Here is a 16783-nt window from a genome sequence, read left to right on the forward strand (position 1 = left end):
AATCAAATATTACTTAATTCTAACCAGTAATGAAAACTATTTATCCATTCATGGGATTAGCCCTGTGCAGCGTGACAGCGCAGGCCCAAGAAAAGCCCAATTTCCTGATTATCCAGTGCGACCATTTAACACAACGCGTTGTGGGAGCTTACGGACAAACACAAGGCTGCACCCTCCCTATTGACGAAGTCGCTTCACGAGGAGTTATCTTCTCCAATGCTTATGTAGGCTGCCCTCTCAGCCAACCCTCACGCGCTGCTTTATGGAGTGGCATGATGCCTCATCAAACCAATGTACGTTCCAACTCCAGCGAACCTATCAACCCACGTATTCCCGAAAATGTACCGACATTAGGAAGTCTTTTTTCTGAAAACGGTTACGAAGCCGTACACTTCGGAAAAACACACGACATGGGTTCACTTAGAGGATTCAAGCATAAAGAACCGGTAGCCAAGCCATTCACCGATCCGGAATTCCCGGTTAATAACGACAGCTTCCTAGACGTAGGAACATGTGAAGACGCTGTTGCTTATCTAAGTAATCCACCGGAAGAACCATTCATCTGTATCGCTGATTTTCAGAACCCTCACAATATCTGTGGATTTGTAGGAGCGAACGAAGGAGTACATACCGACCGCCCCATCAGCGGAACCCTTCCGGAACTACCGGCCAATTTCGATGTAGAAGACTGGAGCAATATCCCTAAACCTGTGCAATACATCTGCTGCAGTCATCGCCGCATGACCCAAGCCTCTCATTGGAATGAAGAGAATTACCGTCATTACATTGCTGCTTTCCAACACTATACCAAGATGGTTTCCAAGCAAGTAGACAGCGTATTGAAAGCCCTCTACTCCACTCCTGCCGGAAAAAACACAATCGTTATTATCATGGCTGACCATGGTGATGGAATGGCTTCACACCGCATGGTGACCAAACATATCAGCTTCTACGATGAAATGACCAACGTACCGTTTATCTTTGCAGGTCCCGGAATCAAACAACAGAAAAAGCCCATAGACCAAGTATTGACACAACCTACACTGGATCTTCTGCCTACTCTTTGTGATTTGGCTGGAATTCCTGTTCCGGCCGAAAAACCGGGAATCAGCCTTGCACCTATATTAAAAGGAGAAAAACAGAAAAAAACTCACCCCTATGTAGTTTCTGAATGGCATAGCGAATATGAATATGTCGTTACTCCCGGACGTATGGTACGGGGACCGAGATACAAGTACACTCACTATCTGGAAGGTAACGGTGAAGAGCTATATGATATGAAAAAGGATCCGGGAGAACGTAAGAATCTCGCCAAAGACCCCAAATACAGTAAAATTCTCGCCGAACACCGTGCCATGCTTGATGATTACATCGCCCGCACCAAAGACGATTACCGGAGTTTGAAAGTAGATGCCGCTCCACGATGCAGAAACCATACTCCCGGCTACCCCAACCACGAGGGCCCTGGAGTACGAGAGATACTCAAAAGAAAATAAATTATAAAAAAGAGTGAAGATTTCTTTGTAATCTTCACTCTTTTTAGTTCTTTTGCAGATAAACTTACAAGCAAGCAATTCTTATATCAAGTGAAAAAACACAGACGTCATATAATTGCAATAGTCGTAACCGCATTAATATCGGTCACCTTATATGCTGCACGCACAAATTCAGAGCGTCTTTCTTTATTACAACCTTTACTTGAATACAATCATCCATTCAGTCCGGACGCCCCTGTCGACAGCATCATTGCCTGGGAAAAACTTTTAGAACCGGAATTACAAAAGGAACAACAATACCCACTCCTATTCCAGATAAATCTGCTGACCGTTCAAGCCTTAATCACAGAAGGCAACATCAGTCTCGCCATCAACCAGGCCAATCAGATGTACCAGAAAGCCAGAGAAATGGACTATCCTTTGGGAACAGCACTCGCATTACACGCCATTGGAAATACTTATTTAAGTTCGTCAACACCACAAGTTGCCATCGAATCGTATAAGGAAGCATTAGAAATCATTCAGAAACTCCCTCATGCCAACCAATATATCAAAACGATCTTGTCTCAATTTATCCTGACGAAGCTCAACTATCACCAAATGACAGATATAGAAGACAATATCCGGGAACTCGAATCTGTTATTGACAAGGATACGAATCCCCAAGACGATTTTCACCTTGTTTACTGTCAGGCATTCTATTGCATCCAGACGCATCATCTTCCGGAAGCATTAAACCATATACGACAAACCGAACAAATCAACCGGCAACATCAGTACCCATATTTTCATTTAATGATTAAATACCTGTATTCACGCTACTACACTGAATCCAAAGAATACACTCAGGCACTAACCACACTTGACGAATTACTTTCGCATACCAAAGCAGCCAACTCATATAAATCCCTGCAAGTGCTGAAAGATCGTGCACACATACTTACACTAATGGGAAACAACAAGGAAGCATGTGAAATTTATGAAATATTCAATACGTGCAAAGACTCTTTGGACGCAATGAATTATATTCGCCAAATCAATGAATTACACACCCTCTACCAAATAGATAAAAACGAACTGGACAACTTAAACAGACAGAAGACAATCCTCTACTGGAGCTGGTTCACCATCCTATTCATAGTCATACTGATTGTATTCTTCATCCTTTTGGTCAGACGAGGAAATAAAAAACTGCGCCAATCGCAGCAGGAACTGGAAAAAGTGAAAAAGCAAGAAGAAAATTCCATCCGGACAAAGAGCCTTTTCCTTTCCAACATGAGCCATGAAATTCGCACGCCGCTCAATGCGTTGTCCGGCTTCTCTTCCATCCTGACGGAAGAATCCATCGACAACGAGACCCGGAAACAGTGTAGCGATATTATTCAGCAAAATTCAGAACTGTTACTCAAGCTGATTAACGACGTAATCGACTTGTCCAGTCTCGAAGTGGGCAAGATGAAATTCAAATATGAGCGATGTGATGCAGTAACAATATGCAGAAACGTTATCGACATGGTTGAGAAAATAAAACAAACGAATGCAAACGTCCGTTTTTCAACCTCTCTCCATTCATTAGAATTGACGACAGACAATGCAAGGTTGCAACAATTATTAATCAACCTTCTCATCAATGCAACCAAATTTACTCCACAAGGTTCCATCACCATGGAACTGGAAAAACAGACAGAAGACACAGCACTGTTTTCTGTGACCGACACCGGCTGCGGTATCTCTCCGGAGAATCAGAATAAAATATTCAACCGTTTTGAGAAACTGAATGAAAATGCTCAAGGCACAGGACTCGGTTTGTCTATCTGCCAACTCATTATCGAGCAGCTGGGTGGTAAAATATGGATTGACTCCAATTATAAGGAAGGAGCCCGTTTCCTGTTCACACACCCTATTTGTCATGAGCAACCAGGAAAGGAGGAAGCCGAATGAAACAAGTCCTGCTCCTGTTCCTTCTATTATGCTGCACCCTCACCGGAAAAGCCAGCACCGAGATTGTTTTGGAATCCGATAGCCTGATAAAGGTGTTGCAAACATTACCGTACGATACGACACAGCTGAATGTTCTCAATCAAATCATCAGAATAGAACAAAACAACCAGCAATGTATCCAATATTCAGATGCATTAATGAAAGAAGCATTGCAACTGGAAAATGACAAATATGCCGGTCTGGCTGCTTACTACCATATCTTATACTATTACAATCGTAATAATCAAGACAGTGTAACGAAATGGCTCACCATAATGGAGCCTCATGCCCGGAAATCAGATTTATGGAACTACTTCTTTGATGCCAAACGTTTCCAGATAGACCTGTACACATTCAACGAACAATACGAACTTGCTATCAACGAATCTCAAAAGATGCAACAGCAAGCCTCCCAAATGAATAGTAACCGGGGCAGTATAGCCGCCTATCAATGCCTGAATAATGCATATATCGGCAGTCAACGCTGGGATAAAGGAATAGAAGCACTGGAGGCTGCCTACCAGCTACTCACTCCAACAGAAAATCCGGTGGTCCGTATCTCGGTATTATCACAGTTAGTATCCGTTGTCAAAGAAAAGAAAGATAATAAAAAACTACTCAAATACCTGCAGGAACTGGAAAACACTCTTCATAACCACATCAGCGCGAACCCATCCTTAAAAGCGGGATTTTCCGATGTATACCTGTTCAATGAACTGTTCTACAGCTATTATTACCTGAATACCCATCAGCCGCAACAAGCTTATGAACATCTCGTAAAATCTAAAGAATATCTGGACGAGAATACTTATTTCATGTATAAAGTACTCTATTTCGACACATTTGCCAAATATTACCAGGTAATTGGAGCCTATCAACAGGCATCGGATTATATCGACACGACACTGACGATGTTGAAGAAAGACTTCACAAGCGACTATGCCGAACAACTACTCGAAAAGGCCAGAATATGGAAACAGGCAGGGCAAAGCGGAAAAGCCATCCCTCTGTATGAGCAGGCACTCGCCATCAAAGACTCGACAGCCACTGTACTCTCAAACAATCAGATGGCACAGATACAAAGCAAATACAATATCGAAAAAACAGAACTGGAGCAAAAAAGGGAAAACAACCGGATCCAGCTCACCTATCTGATCTTTATATTTGTCATCCTGATTCTGCTTTTTATCTTTATGGCGCGACTCTTTATGGTACGGAAAGCACTTAAATACGCGGAAAACGAAATCCGGAAAACAACAGAAAACGTGCGGAAGACCAATGAAATAAAAAATCGCTTCCTGTCCAACATGAGCTATAACATCCGTACCCCACTCAACAATGTGGTCGGTTTCTCACAACTCATAGCCAGCGAACCCAACATAGACAAGGAAATAAGGCAAGAATACTCAAACATCATCCACAAAAGTTCGGAGAAGTTAATGAGACTTGTCAATGACGTTCTCGACTTATCCCGTTTGGAAGCTCAAATGATGAAGTTCCAGTTGCAAGACTATGATGCCACTACCCTATGCAAGGAAGCATGCAGCATGGCTCAGATGAGGAACGAAGAAACAGGTATCCAGATTGAATTTTCCAGTGAAACGGACGCCCAAATCCATACCGATATAATGCGACTGACGCAGGCCTTGATTAGCGCACTGGTGTACCCGCAAGAACACCGGCAAGCACGAATCATCCGGTTCACTTTAAGCCAGAATGAAGACATGCTCCGTTTCCGGATCACTAATTCACCTTTGGCAGACCATGCATTCGTATCACAGGAAACCATCATCCGGCATGATATCAACCTGTTGTTACTAAAACATTTCGGAGGAAACTATCTCGTCAATGATAAAACTCCCGAAGGTCCGGAAATTGTTTTCATCTACCCCATCGTTTCCGAATCGAAATAAAGCACTATCTTTGCAAAGTGTAAACTTAAACACTTAATTATGTACACCAACAAACAGATTTGGAGTGTCAGTTATCCGATACTACTAAGCTTGCTGGCACAAAATGTCATCAATGTCACCGACACAGCATTCCTCGGACACGTGAGTGAGGTAGCCCTTGGAGCATCAGCTATGGGCGGGTTATTTTATATATGCGTATTCACCATCGCATTCGGATTCAGCACCGGTTCGCAGATAGTCATCGCACGACGCAACGGCGAAGGGCGCTATTCGGATGTCGGTCCCGTCATGATTCAAGGAGTCATGTTCCTGTTCGTGATGGCACTGCTGCTATTCGGATTCACCAAAGCATTCGGCGGAAACATCATGCGTTTGCTGGTTTCTTCAGAATCCATCTACGAAGGAACGATGGAATTTCTGGACTGGCGTATTTACGGATTCTTTTTCTCGTTCATCAATGTCATGTTCCGTGCATTGTATATCGGCATTACACGTACTAAAGTACTAACCGTCAATGCCATCGTCATGGCATTAACCAATGTCGTACTGGATTACGCATTAATTTTCGGAAAATTCGGTTTGCCGGAAATGGGCATCAAAGGAGCAGCTATCGCCTCCGTACTGGCAGAAGCTTCCTCCATTCTCTTTTTCGTCATTTACACATACCTCACCGTCGATTTGAAGAAATACGGCCTGAACCGCCTGCGCACATTCGACCCGGCATTACTGATGCGAATACTTAGTATCTCCTGTTTCACCATGCTGCAATATTTCCTGTCAATGGCTACCTGGTTCGTATTCTTTGTAGCCGTAGAACGGTTGGGACAACGGGAACTGGCGATTGCCAATATCGTCCGGAGTATCTACGTCGTACTGCTAATTCCGGTCAATGCACTGGCTACAACCACCAACAGCCTTGTCAGCAACGCCATTGGTGCAGGAGGTATCCAGCACGTGATGCCGCTCATCAATAAAATTGCCCGGTTCTCCTTTTTCATCATGCTGGGACTAGTAGCGGTGTCAGCACTATTTCCGCAGTTCCTACTCTCCATCTACACCAGTGAGGCGGCACTCATTACAGAATCCGTACCCTCGGTATACGTTATTTGCTTCGCCATGCTTATCGCATCCGTAGCCAACGTGGTGTTCAACGGCATCTCCGGAACAGGAAATACACAAGCAGCCCTGTTGCTCGAAACAATTACAATCATCATCTACGGATCTTACATTGTTTTCATCGGAATGTGGCTGAAAGCACCAATCGAAATCTGCTTTACAATTGAGATTGTGTATTATAGCTTACTGTTGATAACAAGTTATATTTATCTCAAAAAAGCAAAATGGCAGAATAAAAAGATATAAATACAAGAGATTTTTGTACATTTGCAAGCTCAAATAAAGAGCAGACGGAAAAGTCTCTCTTTCGGCCAAGTAAATTGTAATTAGTAATTCGTAATTAAATAACTATGTTCGATAATTTAAGTGAAAGACTAGAACGGTCATTCAAGATTCTGAAAGGTGAAGGCAAAATCACCGAAATCAACGTGGCGGAGACGCTGAAAGACGTACGTAAAGCACTTCTCGACGCCGACGTAAACTACAAGGTTGCAAAGAATTTCACGGATACGGTGAAAGAAAAAGCGCTTGGCCAGAACGTTCTTACGGCTGTGAAGCCAAGCCAGTTGATGGTGAAGATCGTGCATGATGAACTTACACAATTGATGGGTGGAGAGACAGCCGAGATCAACATCGACGCCCGTCCGGCAGTTATCCTGATGTCAGGTTTGCAGGGTTCGGGTAAGACCACCTTCTCCGGTAAACTGGCACGGATGCTGAAAACCAAGAAGAACCGTAAGCCATTATTGGTGGCTTGTGACGTTTACCGTCCGGCAGCTATCGAACAGTTGCGTGTATTGGCAGAACAGATTGAAGTACCGATGTACTGCGAACTGGACAGCAAGAATCCGGTAGAAATTGCACAACACGCCATTCAGGAAGCCAAAGCCAAAGGATACGACCTCGTTATCGTCGATACAGCCGGACGTCTGGCAGTAGACGAGCAGATGATGAACGAGATCGCCGCTATCAAAAAAGCAATCAACCCGGACGAAATTCTGTTCGTGGTAGACTCCATGACCGGTCAGGACGCTGTAAACACAGCTAAAGAATTCAACGAACGTCTGGACTTCAACGGTGTGGTACTGACCAAACTCGATGGTGATACCCGCGGTGGTGCGGCTCTTTCTATCCGTTCGGTAGTGAACAAACCGATTAAATTCGTAGGTACAGGTGAAAAGCTGGAAGCAATCGATCAGTTCCACCCTGCTCGTATGGCCGACCGTATTCTCGGTATGGGTGACATCGTTTCATTGGTAGAACGCGCACAGGAACAATACGATGAAGAAGAAGCCAAACGCTTACAGAAGAAAATAGCCAAAAACCAATTCGACTTCAACGACTTCCTTAGCCAGATTGCACAAATCAAGAAAATGGGTAATCTGAAAGACCTCGCTTCCATGATTCCGGGAGTAGGAAAAGCAATCAAAGATATTGATATTGACGACAATGCTTTCAAGAGCATCGAAGCCATCATCTATTCCATGACTCCGGCAGAACGTTCCAATCCGGAAATACTGAACGGTTCACGCCGTACGCGTATCGCCAAAGGTAGCGGAACGACTATCCAGGAAGTGAATCGCCTATTGAAACAGTTCGACCAGACACGCAAAATGATGAAAATGGTGACTAGCAGCAAAATGGGTAAGATGATGCCTAAGATGAAAAAGTAATCATTCTGTAGATCCAAATCTAATGATAAGTAAAAAGAGGGAGTTTCGGCTCCCTCTTTTTTTTATACCACCCATCTCTTGACAAAAATTCCAATCCCTTTGGAGAGTTCAGTTATTTATTTTACTTTTGTCCATCACCAATAAATACTCTGAAAATATGACTCTGATAGACGGAAAAGCAATTTCCGAACAAGTAAAACAAGAGATTGCAGCCGAAGTAGCCGAAATGGTGGCTCATGGCGAAAAACGCCCGCACCTGGCCGCTATTCTTGTAGGACACGATGGTGGTAGCGAGACTTATGTAGCTGCCAAAGTAAAAGCCTGTGAAGTATGTGGGTTCAAGTCTTCCCTCATCCGTTATGAAAGTGACGTGACCGAAGAAGAACTGCTTGCCAAAGTACGTGAACTAAACGAAGACAACGACGTGGACGGCTTTATCGTACAACTTCCCTTACCCAAGCATATCTCCGAACAGAAAGTAATCGAAACAATTGATTACCGTAAAGACGTAGACGGTTTCCACCCGATCAACGTAGGCCGTATGTCCATCGGGCTTCCGTGTTACGTATCCGCTACTCCCAACGGCATCCTCGAATTGTTGAAACGTTATAACATAGAAACTTCCGGAAAAAAGTGCGTCGTACTCGGACGCAGCAATATTGTCGGCAAACCGATGGCTGCCCTGATGATGCAGAAAGCCTATCCGGGCGATGCCACAGTAACCGTATGCCACAGCCGTAGCAGAGACCTGGTAAAAGAATGTCAGGAAGCTGATATTATTATCGCTGCCTTGGGACAACCGAACTTTGTAAAAGCCGAAATGGTGAAAGAAGGCGCGGTAGTTATTGACGTAGGTACTACCCGTGTGCCGGATGCAACCAAGAAATCAGGTTTTAAACTGACCGGCGACGTAAAGTTTGACGAAGTTGCACCGAAATGCTCATTCATCACTCCCGTACCGGGCGGTGTTGGACCAATGACGATTGTATCGTTAATGAAAAATACACTCTTAGCTGGTAAGAAAGCTATTTATCAATGAGACATACCCTGTTTCTGATGATTTTGCTTCTCTCTTTGTCCTGCACCTCCCGGTCGCAGGCAAAGAGAGATTCTATCATTGACACCCTGTCGGACAGCCTTTCCGACAGCATCTTCCCCACTGACACCCTACGCCTCCTTTTCGTAGGTGACCTCATGCAACATCAGGGACAAATCAACGCTGCACGAACATCAACCGGCTATGATTACTCCACATGTTTCGCGTATGTCAAAGAAGAAATAAAGAAAGCCGACCTCTCCATCGCCAACCTGGAAGTGACATTAGGAGGCAAACCTTACAAAGGTTATCCTGCTTTCAGCGCGCCGGACGAATTTCTGACCGCAATTCACGATGCAGGTTTCAATATTTTAGTGACTGCCAACAACCACAGTCTCGATCGTGGTAAATCCGGACTGGAGAGAACCATTCAATTAATAGACTCTTTAAAGGTTCCACATGCAGGCACGTATATCAACGCTGATGAACGCGAAAAGAAATATCCTCTTTTATTAGAAAAGAACGGATTCCGCATCGCCCTGCTCAACTACACGTATGGAACAAACGGCATCCCCGTTACCCCTCCTAATATCGTGAACTATATCGATACAGCCATCATCGCCAAAGATATTGAAGAGAGTAAAGCAATGAAGCCGGATGCCATCATAGCTTGTATGCATTGGGGAATCGAATACCAGTCACTCCCGGACAAAGAGCAAAAATTCCTCGCCGACTGGCTGATTGAAAAAGGAGTAAACCATATCATCGGCTCCCATCCTCACGTAGTTCAGCCCATCGAAGTTCGCACAGACAGCCTGACGAATGACAAACATCTCGTAGTCTATTCGCTGGGAAATTATATTTCCAATATGTCCGCCCGCCGCACTGACGGAGGACTGATGGTAAGAATGGAATTAGTAAAAGACAGCACTGTCCGCCTCAATAATTGTGATTATAGTTTGGTATGGACAGCCCGTCCCATTCAATCAGGAAAAAAAAATCATCAATTGCTCCCAGTCAATTTGCCGATTGATTCAATTCCTTTACAAGCACGTAACTCTCTGAAAATCTTTGTAAATGATGCGCGAACCCTTTTCAGCAAGCACAATCGGGGAATAAAAGAATATACTTTTTTCGAAAAAAAATAGCAGAATCTTTTGGAGATTAGAAGATAATATCTATCTTTGCACCGCGTTAGAGAAACGCAAACATGGTGGATGTAGTTCAGTTGGTTAGAGCGTCAGATTGTGGTTCTGAATGTCGCCGGTTCGAGTCCGGTCTTCCACCCAACAAAAACCCTTGTAAGTTAAATACTTATGAGGGTTTTCTGCTTTCAGGAAATAGGCATCTTAGAGAGCAAATCATGGCTCAGTCTGAAAACTTGGGGGATTGCGTTAAAATTCTTATTTTTGCATCATGAACACATCCTCTTCCCAAACGATTGATCCTGTTGTTTCTTTAAGCTTGTTCTTGCCTTCAGGAATCCTTGATTACTTTACCCTAGTCAATCATGTTTCTCAGGATACTTGCTTTATTCTTTATTTAGAGGAGAAAGCCACTATTCCTGCTGAGTACTCAGATCTCCATCTTCACTCAAAAGGTTTCCTCCCTGAGATTGAAGTTCAGGACTTCCCTATCCGTGGTAAAGCCGTTTATTTACGTATCAAGCGTCGTCGCTGGGAAGATCCATCCACTGGGCAGACATATAGTCGTGACTGGAGTTTGGTAGCCACCGGTACTCGCATAACCGCTGAGTTCGGTGCTTTTTTAAAAGAATTACTTAGATAATCACGCCGTTAGCTGCCAAAGTGTAGCTGAGCATTACTGTATGGATGGCAAACAGCTTCAAAGCCAATATAAAGATCACCTGAGTGACTTCCAGAATTGGGATCAGAGAGCACATGCCCAAGAGTATATCCTTTATCCAAAGAATATGGGTTATCGCCTATGTATTGACGAAACGGCTTTGAGCAAGGGAGATCTTTATACCATCTTAATAAATAGAGATAAGCGAGGTAGGAAAGGTTCTATTATAGCTGTAATTCAGGGCACTAAAGCTGATGATATCATTGCGGTACTTACAAAGATGCCACAGGAGCTGCGTAATCAAGTCAAAGAAATTACACTGGATATGGCAGGGAGCATGCAAAAGATTGCGAAAACGTGCTTTCCACGTGCCATGCAGGTGATTGATAGGTTTCATGTACAAAAACTTGTATACGAAGCTGTACAAGAGTTGCGTATTACATATAGATGGCAAGTGATAAAAGAGGAGAATAAAGCCATGAAAGCCGCAAAAGAGAAGGGGGAAGTACATAAAGCAGAAGAACTCGAAAACGGAGATACATTCAGGCAATTATTAGCCAGAAGCAGATATTTATTATTTAAATCACCTGATAAATGGACCAAGAGCCAGAAAATCAGGGCAGAATTACTTTTCAAGCAGTTTGAAGATATTAAGCATGTATATTACTACTCATTGGAGTTGGGAAAGATCTTTTCCACAAACTATGACAAGGATGTAGCAAGAGCAAAGCTGGCACTATGGTATAATAAGATTGAAGAATATGGATACGATACATTCACAACAGTAGCAAACTCTATTGAGAATCATTATGAAAGGATTTTGAACTTCTTTGTGAACAGGAGTACAAATGCAGCAGCGGAAGCATTTAATGCTAAAATCAAAGCATTTAGGGCATCATTTAGAGGAGTAGTGGATATGAGCTTCTTCCTTTTTAGGCTAGCAAAGGTATATGCATGAAGGGAATTGACTAAACTTAATTCCCCAAGAATTACAACTGAGCCGAAATTAGGCTAAATTACCCCTTTAAAGTATAGTTGTTGGTCTATTGTTGTTCCCAATAAACCAATGTAACATGTTGACTATTAAAGCTGAAGTCTTAAAATCTAAGCAAAAAGTTGATAAAACTTATAACGTAAAGATTAGGCTAACCTACAACAGAGAGGTTAAGAGGTTGGCTACTCATATCTTTGTAAGAGCAGAAGACCTGACTAAGGACTTCAAGTTAAAGAATCCAAAGTACATCAAGGAAGCTGACAGATTGGTCAGATACTATGAAGAGTTATGTATGGGGCTTCCATTGGAGGCTTCCAATTTAACCTTAAGTGATGTACTTGATTATATCCAGAAAGAGAAGGAAAAGAATACTCCTATTGACTTTATCCAGTTCTGCAAAGACTGGTTGGCAGCTACAGAGGTCAAGGGTAAGAGAAATTATCAAACTGCCCTCAATGCCTTCATTGCCTTCTTAGGAAAGGACAAATTAAATACTAACCAAGTTACCAAGTTGTTAATGATGGAGTTCATGGAATACCTTCACAAGAAAAGGGCTAAACAGGTGGCAGAACTTCAGAAGAAAGGAAAGAGAATACCCTCTAACAGAATGGTATCACTGTACACTAGTAGCATCAGACATCTATTCAATGAAGCTAAGAAGAAGTACAATGATTATGACAGGAATCTCATTAGGATACCTAACTCACCTTTTGAGAACTTGGTGATACCAAAGCAGGAAGCAACTAGGAAGAGAGCATTATCAGCAGAGTTAATTAAGAAGATATGGGAATTACCCTATATCATTAATGCTAATGGCAGGGAAAGGTTATGCCCCTTTAACCTAGCTAAGGATTGCTTTATCCTTTCTTTCTGTCTTATAGGGATGAACTCTGCTGATTTGTATAACTGTAGTGAACTGGAAGATGGTTCAATTACCTATTACAGGACTAAGACTACAGACAGAAGACTTGATAAAGCTAAGATGAAAGTAGATGTTCTTCCTGTCTTACTACCTTTAATGAAGAAATATGAAGATTACACCCAGAAGAAGGTGTTCTGCTTCTATCATCTCTATTCTACTTTCAAGAACTTCAACAGAGCCATCAATCTTGGGTTAAAGCAAATTGGCAAAATACTGAAAGTGGATGATTTGGAATACTATGCTGCAAGGCACTCATGGGCTACATTAGCTGTTAATAAAGTAGGTATAGATAAGTATACAGTTCATGCTGCATTGAATCATATTGATGAGGCTATGAAAGTCACTGACATCTATATTGAAAGAGACTTCAAGGTAGAGAATGAAGCTAACAAGAAGGTGGTTGAGTATGTATTTGGTAGTTATAGTGAGCTGCCTAGTCCAGAAGTGAAGTAAGTTTAACACAAAAGAACCTCTGTAATTGATTGAATTATGGAGGCTCTTTAGTATATTTGTTCACTTACAATCTATATACTAATTACAAACTAAGTGAGACATGAGCATAGAAGATGAACTGTCAAAGGAAATAGCAGGACTTGATAGTAGTTTCATAGATGAGTTATACAATCTCCAGATTCCTGATGAGAAGACCAACCTGTCAGAAGTTATAACATTAGGCACTACTCCTGTATCAGAAGAGCACTCTAAAGAGGTTAAATCTTCCATAGTTGAAAACCAATTAGAAGAGACAGTACCTAATACTTATGGTGACTTACATGATGCACCTGTAGAGTACATTGAGATATTATCCTCTGGAAAAGTAGGAGAAACTAAAACCATACCTCAAGATACAGTAATAACTAGTTTGGATAACTTGCTATTTGGCAGAGCACCAGAAGTAATAAGAGAAGAAGTTGGTGACTCCTTCTGGAATCTGGCTAACTTCATAGATAAGATGCCTCATGGTATTATAGACAAGAAGATACCCGGCATTGGAGCTACTACCCTTGAGATAAACTCAAAGAGAAACTCAATCATAGTCTTTCCTACTAAGGCTCTGGCTTATGGTAAACACTCAAAGCATCCTAATACATTATATGTAGGTAGTGAGATTAAAGGTGAAAAGGAAAAGGTAACTAATCAGCAGATTGAGGAATACCTAGCAAAAGATGGATACAAGAAACTTCTAGTAGTTGCAGACAGTCTAGGTAGACTATTAAGTATCATAGGAAAAAATTATAAAGACTACTTCCTTATGATTGATGAGATTGATGTTCTCCAGACTGACAACAACTTTAGACCTCAATTGGAGAATGTGATTGACTACTACCTTATGTTCCCATTAAAGAACAGATGTATGGTAACAGCTACTATGAAGGAATTCAGCAATCCACTACTAAAGAAAGAATGTAAGTTCTCCATAACTTGGATATATAATGCCCGAAGAAATGTTAGGTTATTGCACACTAATAATACCACGCAGACTGTTATAGAAGAGATTATCTCCCACCCTAGAGATAAGATATTCATAGCCTATAACTCCATACTCCAGATAAGAAACATTATATCATCACTAGATGAAGAAACCAGAAAGGAATGTGCTATCCTATGTAGTGAGGCATCCATAAAGGAAGCAGGAGAATACTTTGCACCTAAATTGGGGGACAATAATACCTTACCTGCTAGGATTAACTTTGCCACTTGTTGTTACTTCACTGGTATAGATATAGAGGATAGTTACCATCTAATCACTGTATCAGATGTAAGAAGAAGTCACTCAATGTTGACCTTAGATAGAATGACACAAATACATGGTAGATGCAGAAAGGATAATGGAATACTAAGTGAAACTATCATATATAACACCTTAGGATATGTATCAGTAATGGAAAGTATGGAAAAGTACACTGCCACTCTATTAAACAAAGCCCAAAAGGTACTCAAAGTACTTGAATCAGCAGATACCATCTCACAGGGGGATTATACCTTGACTGATCTATTTGCAATAATCAAAGAAGCCATAAGAGAGAAAGCACAGGAAAGAATTGCAGGTACAATCGCCAAATCAAAAAATTCCCAACCGAAAAACAAAATGTGTCATTGAAACACATCTTAACATAAAACAAAATGTGATTTTGGGTGCAAATTTAAAGCCTGTTTAATTGAGTTTAAACAGGCTTTAAATTTAATCAATGATCATGTAAACGGATAAATCAGGATTAGCAACAAGCGGAAGAACATCTTCGTCATCAAGAACGCTCATTGCATATCTATGAATACTCTTCTTTATCATTTCCAATGTTGGTTTTTCTAAGAATGTAGAACTGGCAAACGTTACCAGTTCGTTTCCTTCACTATCAGTTCTACCGATTGATTGTATTGCATATCGAATTATCCATGTTCCGTCGGATTGTTGTTCGATAGGCTTAGCAGATTTCAGGGGTAAGATATTTCTTCGCATTGCCTTTTCTTATTTGTTTTTTTAGTTGTTTCTTAAAATTAAATTCGCTCTTTATTACAAAGACTTCCCAATGTCCTTCGACATATATATATTGCCACCATTCCGGAGCAATAAGTTTCCCTATTTTGCGTCTTAGATTGTACGTATTGAAATGTCTCATCAATCCATAGTAACTGTTCATCGTAGCCACGAAAGTCTCAATATGGGCTTCGCAGAAGCCTTCCTTTGCGATCTTGTTATACTTGCTGACTGCATCATATATATTTCCCACGACACGATTTGAAATATAGATTCTACCGGGGAGAATAAATGCGCCAACAAACAGGACACCTTTTGAATAGTGTTGTATATATATCTTTTTAGGGTGAAGTTCTAGGAGTAACTGTTCTTTCAGGTAATCGTTGAGCAAAGGAACATACTTCAGGATGTCCTCTTTAAAACGCATGACAAAGCCAAAGTCATCGACAAAGCGTACATAATGCTTAATTCCGCATATTTCAGACACATAATAGTCAAACACTGATCCTATGAAATTAGCGAATTTTTGGGATGGAAGATTACCAATGGCGACACCGCGTTCCGGATCGCTATAAAACAGGCTTTTGTCTTTAGGCAGTTTATCCCACAAGTATAAGGGTGATTTCCTGTGGCACTTGTTTTGTGGCTGGTGAAATATGACAACCCGAATCAGGTACAACAGGCATTCGATGTCATCTCCTTTGTAATTGTCACGAACAAATATATCAATCATTTCCCATAACAAGGGTTTTGACATGGACATAAAAAAGCTTTTTAAATCGCCTTTAAAGATGTATGCGTCCTGTGTATAGTTTCCACTGACTTCTTTAATCATTTCGTCCATACGCATGACTGCAGACAGGCATCCTTCACCTATACGGCAGTTCTTGGAAACATTTCCCTGTGACTGAAAGCGTTCTTCCAAAATCGGGTCAAGACGGAGGTCGATCCAGTGATGTACGACACGGTCGATATAGGCGGCAGCAAATACTTCACGCAAAACAGGTTTCTTGCGCATAAAGCATTGTGAGAAGTCCGGCTCATAGTGACCGTATCTGATACTTTCCCATACAGCGACTAGCTCTGTGTCATAATTGAAGGAAAACTCAATACAGTCGCCAGTATTGCGCTTTTGCCTGCAACAGTCATCGTATGCTTCAATAATTGAAGATAAGGGTATGTCATAGATCGGTTTATCTGTTGCGGAAACGGGACGAACCCTGCCTGCGTTAGTCTTGTTGTTCGTGTTCACGTTGCCGTTGTTCATGTTCACGTACCAACTGTTCGAGGATTCAGCATTCACTGTCTTAGTCTTTCCCGGTTCATCACCGGGGGAATGCCCAATAGATAAATTAGATTGCTCGCTCATGC

At 41.8% G+C, this 16783-nt stretch carries 12 protein-coding genes, 1 tRNA gene and 1 pseudogene; 12 read left to right on the forward strand and 2 right to left on the reverse strand.

The window, feature by feature from the left end; genetic code table 11:
• Window positions 1-29 precede the first annotated feature (29 nt).
• The 12 genes and pseudogenes from CJF29_RS16550 to CJF29_RS16605 all read left to right on the forward strand — a co-directional run.
• Entirely contained in the window at window positions 30-1496 is a 1467-nt protein-coding gene (locus tag CJF29_RS16550; protein WP_176553165.1) for a sulfatase, read from the forward strand.
• 90 nt (window positions 1497-1586) lie between these two features.
• Window positions 1587-3437: a sensor histidine kinase gene (locus CJF29_RS16555; protein ID WP_099147216.1), complete on the forward strand. Its 1851-nt coding sequence runs from the start codon at window positions 1587-1589 to the stop codon at window positions 3435-3437.
• Window positions 3434-5389 carry a sensor histidine kinase gene (locus CJF29_RS16560; protein ID WP_074638916.1) on the forward strand — a complete coding sequence of 652 codons (1956 nt, stop codon included), beginning with the start codon at window positions 3434-3436 and terminating at the stop codon, window positions 5387-5389. Before CJF29_RS16555 ends, CJF29_RS16560 begins: the two co-directional genes overlap by 4 nt.
• Before the next feature lie 39 nt (window positions 5390-5428).
• Window positions 5429-6751 carry an MATE family efflux transporter gene (locus CJF29_RS16565; RefSeq protein ID WP_074638917.1) on the forward strand — a complete coding sequence of 441 codons (1323 nt, stop codon included), beginning with the start codon at window positions 5429-5431 and terminating at the stop codon, window positions 6749-6751.
• Between the two features lie 104 nt (window positions 6752-6855).
• The gene (gene ffh / locus CJF29_RS16570; RefSeq protein WP_004300796.1) at window positions 6856-8178 is read left to right on the forward strand and encodes a signal recognition particle protein; all 1323 of its coding nucleotides are present in this window, start codon (window positions 6856-6858) and stop codon (window positions 8176-8178) included.
• Between the two features lie 157 nt (window positions 8179-8335).
• Window positions 8336-9217: a bifunctional methylenetetrahydrofolate dehydrogenase/methenyltetrahydrofolate cyclohydrolase FolD gene (gene folD / locus CJF29_RS16575; RefSeq protein WP_004304330.1), complete on the forward strand. Its 882-nt coding sequence runs from the start codon at window positions 8336-8338 to the stop codon at window positions 9215-9217.
• Window positions 9214-10362: a CapA family protein gene (locus tag CJF29_RS16580; protein ID WP_074559116.1), complete on the forward strand. Its 1149-nt coding sequence runs from the start codon at window positions 9214-9216 to the stop codon at window positions 10360-10362. The genes folD and CJF29_RS16580 overlap by 4 nt, the downstream gene beginning before the upstream one ends.
• A gap of 64 nt (window positions 10363-10426) precedes the next feature.
• A tRNA-His gene (locus CJF29_RS16585) sits at window positions 10427-10502 on the forward strand.
• A gap of 128 nt (window positions 10503-10630) precedes the next feature.
• Window positions 10631-11002 (forward strand): transposase family protein, encoded by a 372-nt coding sequence (locus tag CJF29_RS16590; protein WP_074559397.1) that lies wholly within the window; start codon window positions 10631-10633, stop codon window positions 11000-11002.
• 40 nt (window positions 11003-11042) lie between these two features.
• A complete protein-coding gene (locus CJF29_RS16595) occupies window positions 11043-11978 on the forward strand; it encodes a transposase (protein ID WP_074556840.1) in 936 nt (311 codons plus the stop codon).
• A 115-nt stretch (window positions 11979-12093) separates the two neighbouring features.
• Window positions 12094-13389, forward strand: a complete 1296-nt coding sequence (locus CJF29_RS16600) for a phage integrase SAM-like domain-containing protein (protein ID WP_099147049.1) — start codon at window positions 12094-12096, stop codon at window positions 13387-13389.
• A 100-nt stretch (window positions 13390-13489) separates the two neighbouring features.
• A pseudogene (locus CJF29_RS16605) lies at window positions 13490-14986 on the forward strand (DEAD/DEAH box helicase); the annotation flags it as partial.
• A 132-nt stretch (window positions 14987-15118) separates the two neighbouring features.
• Here the strand turns inward: CJF29_RS16605 and CJF29_RS16610 are convergent.
• Entirely contained in the window at window positions 15119-15394 is a 276-nt protein-coding gene (locus tag CJF29_RS16610) for a hypothetical protein (protein ID WP_007766002.1), read from the reverse strand.
• Complete coding sequence (locus CJF29_RS16615) at window positions 15360-16781, reverse strand: RNA-directed DNA polymerase (RefSeq protein ID WP_099147092.1); 1422 nt, start codon at window positions 16779-16781, stop codon at window positions 15360-15362. Before CJF29_RS16615 ends, CJF29_RS16610 begins: the two co-directional genes overlap by 35 nt.
• Window positions 16782-16783 lie beyond the last annotated feature (2 nt).

The organism is Bacteroides celer, assembly GCF_002632415.2.
Classification (GTDB): Bacteria; Bacteroidota; Bacteroidia; order Bacteroidales; family Bacteroidaceae; genus Bacteroides.